Origin of the sequence: Segatella copri (genome assembly GCF_009494395.1) — a bacterium.
Lineage (GTDB): Bacteria > Bacteroidota > Bacteroidia > Bacteroidales > Bacteroidaceae > Prevotella.
In genome coordinates this window covers 1-10,653 of record NZ_VZCB01000077.1, presented here as the reverse complement: position 1 = coordinate 10,653, position 10,653 = coordinate 1, and the positions used below count along the sequence as shown (strand labels likewise).

General features: G+C 43.0%; 6 protein-coding genes. 3 read left to right on the top strand and 3 right to left on the bottom strand.

Annotation, left to right across the window (positions count from 1 at the left end; translation table 11 throughout):
• Positions 1-270 (bottom strand): DUF6078 family protein (locus F7D73_RS09525; protein ID WP_228117704.1); only part of this gene is annotated, 270 nt, incomplete at its 3' end.
• Between the two features lie 699 nt (positions 271-969).
• On the opposite strand from F7D73_RS09525, the gene F7D73_RS09520 reads away from it, so the two are divergent.
• From F7D73_RS09520 to F7D73_RS09510, 3 genes are all read left to right on the top strand, one after another.
• Entirely contained in the window at positions 970-3,477 is a 2,508-nt protein-coding gene (locus tag F7D73_RS09520; RefSeq protein ID WP_153124218.1) for a hypothetical protein, read from the top strand.
• A 64-nt stretch (positions 3,478-3,541) separates the two neighbouring features.
• Positions 3,542-4,213 carry a hypothetical protein gene (locus tag F7D73_RS09515; protein ID WP_153124216.1) on the top strand — a complete coding sequence of 224 codons (672 nt, stop codon included), beginning with the start codon at positions 3,542-3,544 and terminating at the stop codon, positions 4,211-4,213.
• Between the two features lie 191 nt (positions 4,214-4,404).
• A complete protein-coding gene (locus F7D73_RS09510) occupies positions 4,405-4,701 on the top strand; it encodes a hypothetical protein (protein WP_228117703.1) in 297 nt (98 codons plus the stop codon).
• Positions 4,702-4,822: 121 nt separating this feature from the next.
• Here F7D73_RS09510 and F7D73_RS09505 read toward each other — a convergent pair whose 3' ends face one another.
• Together F7D73_RS09505 and F7D73_RS09500 are read right to left on the bottom strand one after the other, a co-directional pair.
• Entirely contained in the window at positions 4,823-6,589 is a 1,767-nt protein-coding gene (locus tag F7D73_RS09505) for an ATP-binding protein (protein WP_194256889.1), read from the bottom strand.
• A 271-nt stretch (positions 6,590-6,860) separates the two neighbouring features.
• Complete coding sequence (locus tag F7D73_RS09500; protein ID WP_153124213.1) at positions 6,861-10,154, bottom strand: glycoside hydrolase family 2 TIM barrel-domain containing protein; 3,294 nt, start codon at positions 10,152-10,154, stop codon at positions 6,861-6,863.
• Positions 10,155-10,653: the final 499 nt, after the last annotated feature.

Below are 10,653 nucleotides of genomic sequence, written 5' to 3'. Positions count from 1 at the left end.
TTCATCTTTGCGTTTCAGTTCGTCAAGAATCTTCTCAAATCCGTATGCCATTTTTGTCAGATGGAGCTGCAGGAAGTGTTCGCATTTTCTGTCATGATAGGCATCGGGATAGATGGCGTAACCTTTGGTCTGCTCCGGATTCTTGTAGGTCACGGATAGATAGTGTGCACATTCCTGTGCCAGGGGGCATTGCTGGTTAAAGCAATAGCTCCATGAGTTGTAAACATCTCCTTTGGCGAAGTAGAGCCTTACTAAATCTGCTTGTGTCATTAGCTTATGGGTTTCTAAGTATAAAAAAGTGGTTTCACAGGAGTCATAAGCTTCTAGGTGGAATCGGCAGGAACTTTTCCTACTGGGTGCAAAGATACAAAAAATGTTGGCAAGTGCAAGTTTTTTTCCCACTTTTTTAAAAGTTTTTCTTAGAAAAAATATTCTTTTCTTCGATATTTCTGTGTTTTCCGCAGCGACTCCCCTGTTTTTTTGCCGTAGCGTGGCATTAGGTGGCAATTGGTTGCAACAGAAAATGCCCTTATTGCCACACTTAAATTATTGAATATCAGTTAGCTATCTTATAGCGTGGCAATAGTGGCATTATATTTTGAAAAAAGTAAAAGTTCGATGATTGGCTGTCTCTTGATTTGAACTAAGGGGTTTCTACTAGGGCGAATATAAAGAGGCAGATGATAACAAAGTTTATGGCAAAAATTAATGAGAGACCAAGAAAGAAATTGAATTTCTCAACACCAAAGGAGTGCTTTTACAAAAACATTTAGTAATTTTGCACTTGCTTGTTGAATTCGCGTTAATACAAAGAGAACCGCAAAAGTAAAAAAGAACAAATAGAGGGCTCGTAATGTATAAAATAATATAAATATCAGGCTTCAAAGAACAATTATGCTTAAAATACCTTTATATTTGCACTTGGATTTAATTCCACAAACATAGTATAAATTTTAATTTGATTTTCGTATGAAAAAGATTTTTTTAAGACCTAGAAATAGGCAAAAAACCAGTTATTACAAGAGAGCTTCACAGGAGTTTTACTTGTGTTCTTTTAATCGTGTTCTTACAGGTAGGTGTCACTCTGGTGATGAGAACGGGAAAACTTGGTTTGAAGATGCAGAATTGGAGGCTGTTGATGAGTCAGGCAATCCTGTATCTGGTGTGATTAGGGTTTCTTCGGAAGAATGGTCTGAATGGACAAAAGAGTCCTCAGGACAAGGTTTTGATGCATTGAATAATCGTGTTCTTGTAGGACGAGAACATAAAGGTGACGAAAATGGACTAACACGGTATGCGACTGCAATTGTTCGATTTAATGACAATAATTGTATGACTGCTGATAGGGTTTCTTCAGACTCTATTAAGGAATCAAAAGGTATTTGGTGTTGTTCGGATTCAGAAAGGGTTATGACCGGAAGGCATCATACTGGTGATGAAAATGGATCAACTTATTATAATTATTCAAAGCTCTATTCTTTGGAACCATCTACAGAACCTGCACCCAAAGGAACAATAATAGTACCTGATAAAAGGACACAAAGCGAATCTATGAAGGAAAGTAAAAGCTCCTTCTTATGTCCGTCAAATATGGTGTTGACCGGAAGGCTTCATTCTGGGGACGAGAATGGCAATACTATTTATGAATATGCTTCTTTAAAGGCAATTTCTGCTAGCGGAGAAGTTATTACTGATGCAGATATTACTGTTCAGAATGTAACATGGGTAGAGTATAAAAAAGAGTCAACAGGAGAAGGATACGATGCACCTTACGGAAAAGTAATTGTTGGGAGGAAACATTCTGGGGATGAAAATGGTAGCACAGCTTATGCCATTGGAGATGTCTTTTATAATGGACATCCAACGTTTATTAGTGGTTATCATGTCTCTGCACCTAAAAAAGAGTCGGATGGTATTTGGTTTAAGACCAATGATTATTATGTAATTACAGCACGCCATCATTATGGTGATGAGAATGGAACAACTTATTATGGATTGGGAATGATTGTGTGTGATGAACCAACCAAGCCTGATGAGAGAATCGTATTGCATGTGAAAATGCATTCGGAAGATCCATATTTCCCAATGAATCCTGTAGATTATATCCATTTATCAAGATTGCGCCGCCATGTAAAAGGTGGTACAGATTATGGTTATAACAAAATCACGAATACTTTTGTGAAAGGTGATTCGCATTCTTCAGAGTATTATGATATTCCTTTGGGTGTCATAATGAATCAGCATACTCCTTATGGAAAATATGAATTGATGAATCTTCGTCCTCACGATCCAAATAGTTTTGGAAAAGGGGAAGTCTTTTTGCAACCAGATGATCATTTGACAGGTGATTCAGATCCAAACTACAGAGTACCATGCATTGTGCATTATGCAAATGAAAAAACCATATCTTATTGGTTCTTCTTCGGATATGATTATGCTAAGGATGTTACAGGTATTGTAAGTGGAAGTCATCAAGGGGATTGGGAATGTGTTACTGTAAGTTTAGATGGTAATGGTAAAATAACCGGGGCAAGTTTGAGTTGTCATTCTGGTGCGAATTCTCATCCTGCAAATGAATTAGAGATAGTACATGGTAAAAAGGATGAGTTGACGGTATATTGTGCTAAGGGTTCTCATGCATTTTATAATAAGCCGGGGACATATTCTACAGTTAATGTCTTAGGTGTTACCCTTTCTCATGATCATGCTGATAATATGGGATATGATTGGGTGGCAACCAATTGCGTTGTTTCCTTGACCAATCCTTCTCAAGTTTGGAAGTATTTTGCTGGAGCTTGGGGAGAAGTAGGTGAACAGAATATGACAACGGGACCTCTTGGACCGTGGCAAAAGTGTGGGGAATTAGAAATCATGTCAAAATCGCATAATAATCCGACGATCAAGTCGCTTATACAAGAAGACCAAGTATTGTTGGTGATTGATGATGAAAAAGAAAAAGTTGAGGAATCCAAAAAGGAAAGTCTAGGCGGCGAGTGCTCAGTTTCTAATCATAAAAATACACAAATATTATATACGTATTCTCATGATGGTGATGAAAATGGAACAACGACATATTATTTTGCATCTTTAAAAGCTGTTGATATAAACGGAAATGAAGATTGTAATAATATTACTGTTGAGGATTTAGAATGGACTGAGTGGCATAAGCAAAGTGAATCGCAAGATTTCTTTATGACTACAGAGATGCAAGGTAAAAATAGTTATTCTAGAATCATTACGGGTAGAGAGCATAAAGGAGATGAGAATGGTATGACTAGGTATCAAACTGGATTGCTGAAATATAAAGGTAAATTGGTGAAAGTTATTCCATATCCAAATGCTGATATGTGTGTATATTCTAGCCATAAAATAATGGTATATCCAAAGCAAAATCTCGTTATTATAGGAATAAAACATTCTGGTGACGAGAACGGTATTACAACATATTGTCAAGGATATATCGTGGCTGATAAATAAAGTTTATAATAAGAGGAAACCTATTTCAACCCAGATAGGTTTCCTCATAATCTGTTTAAATGTTATGAATGGACTTGTAAAAAACTTATTGTTGTTATTTTGCTTTGTATTTATAGGAGGGACATTCTTCGCTTGTCTTAACGAGGATTGGCGATATCCTGATTTCCATCGGGCAGTTTGTAATGTTCCTAAATTTTATGATGAAAAACAGGGAAGTTATAAGGGAGAAGTCTTTTTAGTAAAAGCAGATTCTTCCTTGGACACAACATTTACTTTTATAGAAGTAAAATATGGTAATTATGCTGATAAAACGATAGAGCTAAAAGGATTTCCAATAAAATGCTTCCTTCAGCAATTAGATGAAGAGTTACCTTATAAAATTCCATCTAGCATGTTGGATAGGCAAATTAATCTCAGATATAAGTATTATCTCGATGGGGTAGTATATGAATGGGATGGAGATAGTATTGGTCCCAATTATAGAGAACATTTACATACGAACATAAAATCGGGATTTAATGTATATACTGATAGCATATATGATGAAGATAAAACTCAAAAACTGAAATATTCTATTGCAGCATATTGTGTATATGATGAGAGTAAATTTAATGATTATGACATCATGACTCTTAAATTGAGATGTTTAGAATTAAATGATAGTATAATTGAGCAACCTTGGTACAGGAAGATTGCTAAAATCGAAATTGGCAGAAGAATCGTCACGGAAGAGTGAATTTTGCTCCTTGGTATAATTTATGGACAATTCTAATCTATAGTCGAGTTATCCGAAATTTCTCAACACCAAAGGAGTGCTTTTATAAAACATTTAGTAATTTTGCACTTGCTTGTTGAATTCGCGAACACCAAGTTTTGCGTTCACAGAGCTCGATTTTAACAAAGATTATGAAGAGTCTTTCAAAAAGAGTGAAAGCAAATCCCCTGACCAACTACAAGCTCATAGATGATATTATCCTTGAACTGTCCAAGCGCCTGAAGATCCTGACTCAGCAGGAGGCATTGGCAGAAGCGTGGAAACCCTACATGAAGGATCTTGATACGCTCTATACCGATGCAACGTGCTACGAAAGCGCCATGCGTTACCCAACCGACGCAAAGTTGCTATGGGAATGCGTAGAGAAGGTATATACAATGATGTGTGAGACAAGTTCTTTTAAGTGCCCTGGCTGGAGCAAAAAAGTACCCTGGCTTGAGCATTCTTAGCTTTCGCCATACTTGCTTTCTTTCATTAATAATCAGTTTGTGGGTCTAATCATCCCACGTATGTAAAGGTAAGCATAAAATCGTAACCTCCAAATTTCTTGGGTAGTATTTTGTAAACCTGTCATGCGATTTCCTCGCAGACTACCATTTCTGCCCCACGGTACATCACTACGAGCTTGTGGAGATGGGTGGTCTTTACGGCATCCCTCACAATATCGCTGTCGGCATAACGGGTGATTTGTGCAGAAGCCTCCTTGAGGAGTTCCTTCACTTGCTCGTCCGTGGTGCTCGTCTTGCAATATTTCAGTTCGATGATGTAGCTGTCCACCATGTCCTTGTAGATGTCGCAAAGAGGGGAGAGGAAGATGTCAGCATAGCCGCCATCATTGTCCAACTCGGAGATAGGACGATAGAAGCGGCATTGGCTTGCCATCGCCAAGGTAAAACCATGCACGAAAGCCTCGCCCTTCTGCTTGTCACGCTGCGAAGAATAGCGTTTCAGACTGTCGGCGATGAACTCGAAATATGCCTTGTAGCCGCCATCATACGCCAATTTGCTCTCCAACTGGGTCTTGTAATAAGTATCGTACACCAAGTCGTTTTCCTTGTAGGTGTCGAGGAGATAGGTGTACATCTGGTCACGCACCACCTCGTTTGGGATGATAAACTTTGTTTCGCCTTTATATTCCCCATCTATTGTCACCATACCAAAGTAGAAGAGGAGGCTCACGAAGTTGTCCGGGTCGTTGATCCGGTCGGCTGGGAAGTTTTCTACGAGCTTACCTGTAACGTATCCCTTGGTAACCAACTGCTGGATGACGCTGGCATCATGGGCGAATTCCTTGTCGTGACGGATGAGCATGCGCAGCTTGTTGTAGTCGGTGCGAACATTGCTCTCTATCATGTTCTTTGGGATGTTGTAATTGCTTCGGATGTAATTGTCCAAGAAGTGGAGCACCATCACGGAATTGTACATGGTGGTTTCTCCATAGCATTCTTCGGCAAAACAGTAGTTGTCGTACCATGGCTTCATCACGGTAATGAGTTCGTCCACGGTGTGGTTGAACGGCAGCACGCTTGAGTAGTAGCCCAACATCTCCCGCACTTCCTCCTCGGTGAATCCCGTCATCTCATTGAATTGTGGGGTGAGCGAGTAATTCGTGCCGATGTTGAAGCCACTGGTAAGGTCGTCCATAGTGACAGGGCTGACACCTGTGACGAAAACACGTCCCAAAGCTGAGCCGGCAGCCCCCTTGATTGTGTTGAAGAAGCGACGGAGGTAGCCCTCGCCATGGGTCTGGTTGCGGTATCGCTCCAGATGCTCCTCGTTGGCAAGGATGTTGTTGGTGAAGTTGTCGTACTCGTCGATAAAGAGGTATATTTTTTGGTTGACTTCCGCACACACTTGGCCCAGATATGCCAACTGCTCTATGGCACCGTCACGCTTATTCATCTCTTCCTTTGTTCCTGTGGGAAGAAGATGTGAATACACATTGCAGAAAGAATTGAATTTAATGCTACAATGTCCGTCCATTCCTTTCTTGTAATTATCTATTCCAGCATCCACCTCAGCGAAATTGAGATGAATGATGAGATATGTATTATGCTCAGGCGTAGGATTCTCGCCAATGTACAATCCACCGAAGAGGGACTCAAACTTGTCCTTTTTATTGATGTCGTAGTAATGTTCGAGCATGGAGAGGGTGAGGCTCTTGCCAAAACGGCGAGGGCGAATATAGAAGAAGTACATATTGGAGTCTTCTATATCTTCGATAAATGGGGTCTTGTCCACATAGTAACAATCCCTCTCTCTAATATCCTCAAAGTTCTGCATGCCGTAAGGTATGCGCTTGCGATAGATTCGCTTTCTTCTTTCTCTTATTGCCATGGCTTAAATGTATTTTAGCTTACCATTTGCAAAAATAAGCAATAAATTCGTAACCTCCAAATTTCTCGCCTGATATTTTGGGAAATGCCATTTTTGAATGCTCGTTCGCAGGTGAATTTCGCCAATTCTTGAACCACATGCGAAAGTTCAGTAAAGTAACAACATTCAAATATAAGGCAAGATATAAGAAAGGTGGGTGTTACAACAATTCGTGTAACACCCACCTTTCTTATATCTTATTCTATTTCCTTATTTCGCCATTTCTATTTCCTTATTTCGCCATCGGAGTGAAGCGCAAGGTGAACTCATGAGCTCCTGTTGGAGTCATGTACTGTGGCAGACAAGAGTCGCCACCACAACTGTGGTTACCGATGCCACGCTGCCAGAAATCGAAGTGAGCGAAAATCTGGTTAGAGCGTACCAGGTCGTAAGGATGCTTGCCACCATAGAATACGTCGTAGTTGAACTGAGCATCATCGAAGTGAGACAACGAGAAGGCTACCATGCCCTCGGTGGTAATCTGCAACTTCGTGCTGTTGTTGTCCAATGTCAACTGGCGCAGGCCCTGGCGGTCGCCCATGGTCTGAGGAGCACTCTGCTCTTCGAACATGCCATCCACGGTGGTCTTGTACAAACCTAACAATGAACCTCTCTGGCGGTCGATGTAGTTGCTCCAAGGACCCTTGGCATAATACTCCACATTCTCGAAACCAGGAGCAAACTGCATGGCAATACCAATTTTTCGGGTTTCCTCAGAAGAATTGTTGGTAGTCACCTTCATATCCACGGTTCCGTTAGGATAGATGGTGTAAGCAATCTGGTGAGTATCCTTACCGTTGGTAACGGCTGTCTCCACAACCACGTTCTTGCCCTGCTTCTTAGGAGCCTTCACCATCATCTTCTTGCCGGTGAGTGCACCCTCTTCCTTATTCTCGTTCTCGGCAACACCACCTGTAGCACCCAGGTTCACGTTGTCGTTGGCGATGCGGCGGAAACCGTTGAAGTCAGGACCAGCGTTAGGCTGAACGAGCTGAGTATTGCGATAAGTCCAGTTGGCGAGGGTTCCGTCCTCACCGAATGTGATGCTGAAGTCCTTGCCGGTAATGGTGTTACCCTTCACCTTCAGCTTGCCCTTCTCCTGGATAGCTGGCAACTTGCCATGGTCTTTCTGTACGAAGGTAGGGTCGGCTACAGATGTGCCTGCTACATTCTCTGCAGAAAGCTTGAACTGCTGCTGAGCCATCTCATAACCCTGCTTGCTCCATGAAGTAGCCTTCTTCAGGATGAGGCTGAAGGTGATGACATACTCTGCCTTATCATCTACAGCGGTGGTGTATGGGATGTTGATGTCGCAGGTCTTGCCTGGCAATACAGATGGGATAGCCACCTGGTTCTTCTCTACAGAAACGCCGTTGCGGAGCACTTCGTAGCTGAGATTATAGATATCAGCCAGGTTGGTGAATGCGCACTTGTTCTTCAAGGTGAGTACGCGGCTGTAGAAAGGTTCGAAGTTCACGTCTCTGTAAACATACTTCACCTCGGTGAGCTTAGCTGTCCACTCTCTGCCTGGAGTAATGATACCATTGCTCATGAAGTCGCCCTGGAATCCTCTGTAACCGTTGTTCATCTTGGTATAGTCGTAACCGGATGTGTAGTAGTGGAGTCCGGTCTTAGGATCCTTCAGAGGAAGACCCTTGCGGATGCGGCGTGTATCGTAGATTCCCTGGTCAACCCAGTCCCAGATGCAGCCACCGGTAATACCTGTACTTGCCTCGATGAGATCCCAGTATTCCTGCAGGTTACCTACAGCCTGACCCATTGCGTGAGCATACTCACAGATGAAGTATGGCTTGTTGTGTAGACCATCCATCTGCTTCTTCACTACCTCGATTCTTGGATACATGTCTGAACCGAAGTCTGAGTATTTGGCACCGTGATTGTAACCCTCGTAGTGAACCCACGCGTCGCGACCAGGCAAAAGCTCCTTCACCTTGTCATAGGTAGCCTGGAAGTTATCGCCACCGCCCGACTCGTTACCGAGCGACCAGAATACCACGCTAGGATGGTTGCGGTCTCTCAATACCATGCGCTCTGTGCGGTCCACGTAGGCTGCGCGCCAGGTAGGGTTGTTGGAAAGTGAGTGGTTGTTGTGGCACTCTACGTCAGCCTCATCCATACAGTATAATCCGTAGTAGTCGAACATCGCATACATCTTAGCCTGACGAGGATAGTGGCTGGTACGAACGGTGTTTACGTTGGCCTGCTTCATCAGGATTACGTCGCGAAGCATGGTCTCCACATCGATGGCGTGACCATAGAGAGGGTGAATATCCTGGGTGTTGACACCCTTGAAGAATACTCGCTTGCCGTTTACATAAACCAGTTTATCCTTGATGGTCACCTCTCTGAAACCGTATTTGGTAGAGAATACCATCTCTTCCTGGTCGCCTGCCTTCTGGCGAACGATAACGGTATAGAGATTAGGCTGCTCTGAGGTCCAGGCCTTCAGACCGGTGAGGTTGTCGATGCTAAGGCGACAGTTCTTCTGAGCATCCTTGGCGGTCATCGCTACCTGGGCAGACTGCTTGGCAACAGACTTGCCCTGAGGGTCGAGGAGTTCAATCTCCAGCGTCTTCTCTGATTTCTCCTTGGCAGCGTTATTGATAGTCAGGTCAACATTCAGGTTGCCTGATGTGTAATCCTTGTTCAGGGCAGATGTGATGTAATGATCTGCCACGAAGGTCTTAGGAGTGGCTACGAGATAAACATCGCGGTGAATACCACCGAGGTGCCACATATCCTGTCCCTCCAGGTAAGAGCCGTCGCTCCAGCGGTAAACGCGGACCGATACGTTGTTGTCGCCCTTGCGAACCAGGTTGGTAACATCAAAGTCTGCATCGGTATTGGCACCCTGTGAATAGCCGGCATACTTGCCGTTTACCCAAACCACGATGGCGCTGCAGGCACCGTCGAAGTGCAGGAACACGCGCTTTCCGGTTTCCCAACCCTCAGGAAGGTTGAAGTTGCGGCGATAGGAACCTACCGGATTCTTGTCGAAATTGTCCTTGAAGGCTGTGATGAACGGAGGTTTGTTCTCGAAAGGATAACCTACGTTGTTGTAAACCGGAACATCGTATCCAGCCATCTCCCAGTTGAGAGGCACCTGGAGTTCCTTCCATGAAGAAACGTCGGCGTTGTCTGCCCAGAAATCATCCTTCTCTGGCTTGCCCTGCTTCCAGTCGGCTGTGTAGTGGAATTTCCACTTTCCGTTGAGCAGGAGATAGTTGGCGTGCTTAGGAGTGAGCCATGGGAATTTGAAGTAATCGTCCTTCTGCATGGTGGCAGTAGAAGAATAAGGCACGAAAGTAGCGTGCGCCTTTTCCTTGCGATCCTCAAACTTAGTTTCGTCTTCTACCCATTTGTCGGTAAATGGACAGACGTCAACTTTGGTCTCCACCACCTTCTTCACCTTTTTCTTGGTGTGTCTAGGTTGTGCAATAGCTGATGCGCTGAAGAGGAAGGTTAATGCAACCGCAGCCCCCAAAAATAAATGTTTTTGTTTCATTGTCTGGTTGAATTATTAATAATTACAAGTTAGCTAGTTATGAATCTGTTTAGATTTGGTGCAAATTTACGATTAATTCCTGAAACCTCCAAATAATTACAGCACTTTTGTTGGGGGGAGAATTAAAAATGGCTATTTGTTAGGAGGAAAGTGGCTTCCATTGCTGCTTATTTAAGCCTTTTTTCATTTATTGCCTGACTATGGCATAATGTTGCCCCCTACCAGGGCAACATTATGCCATGACGAGGCACGAAACGATGTATCGCCTCGTTTTTTTAGGAAGAAGATGCCTTTGGTAATCAAGCACAGTTGTCAAAATTCTACTCTCGCTTTTACTCTTCACCCTTCACCTTTTGGACGTAATTTGTTGTGAATTAGAATGTTATGAGGGTGAAGAGTGCTCTTGACTCTTCACCACCCTTCACCCACTCTTCACCCTTGGAAGTAAGCGGCTCCGCGTTTATACCATTGTAGTCTTCTCTTTTGTTCGTACCTTTGC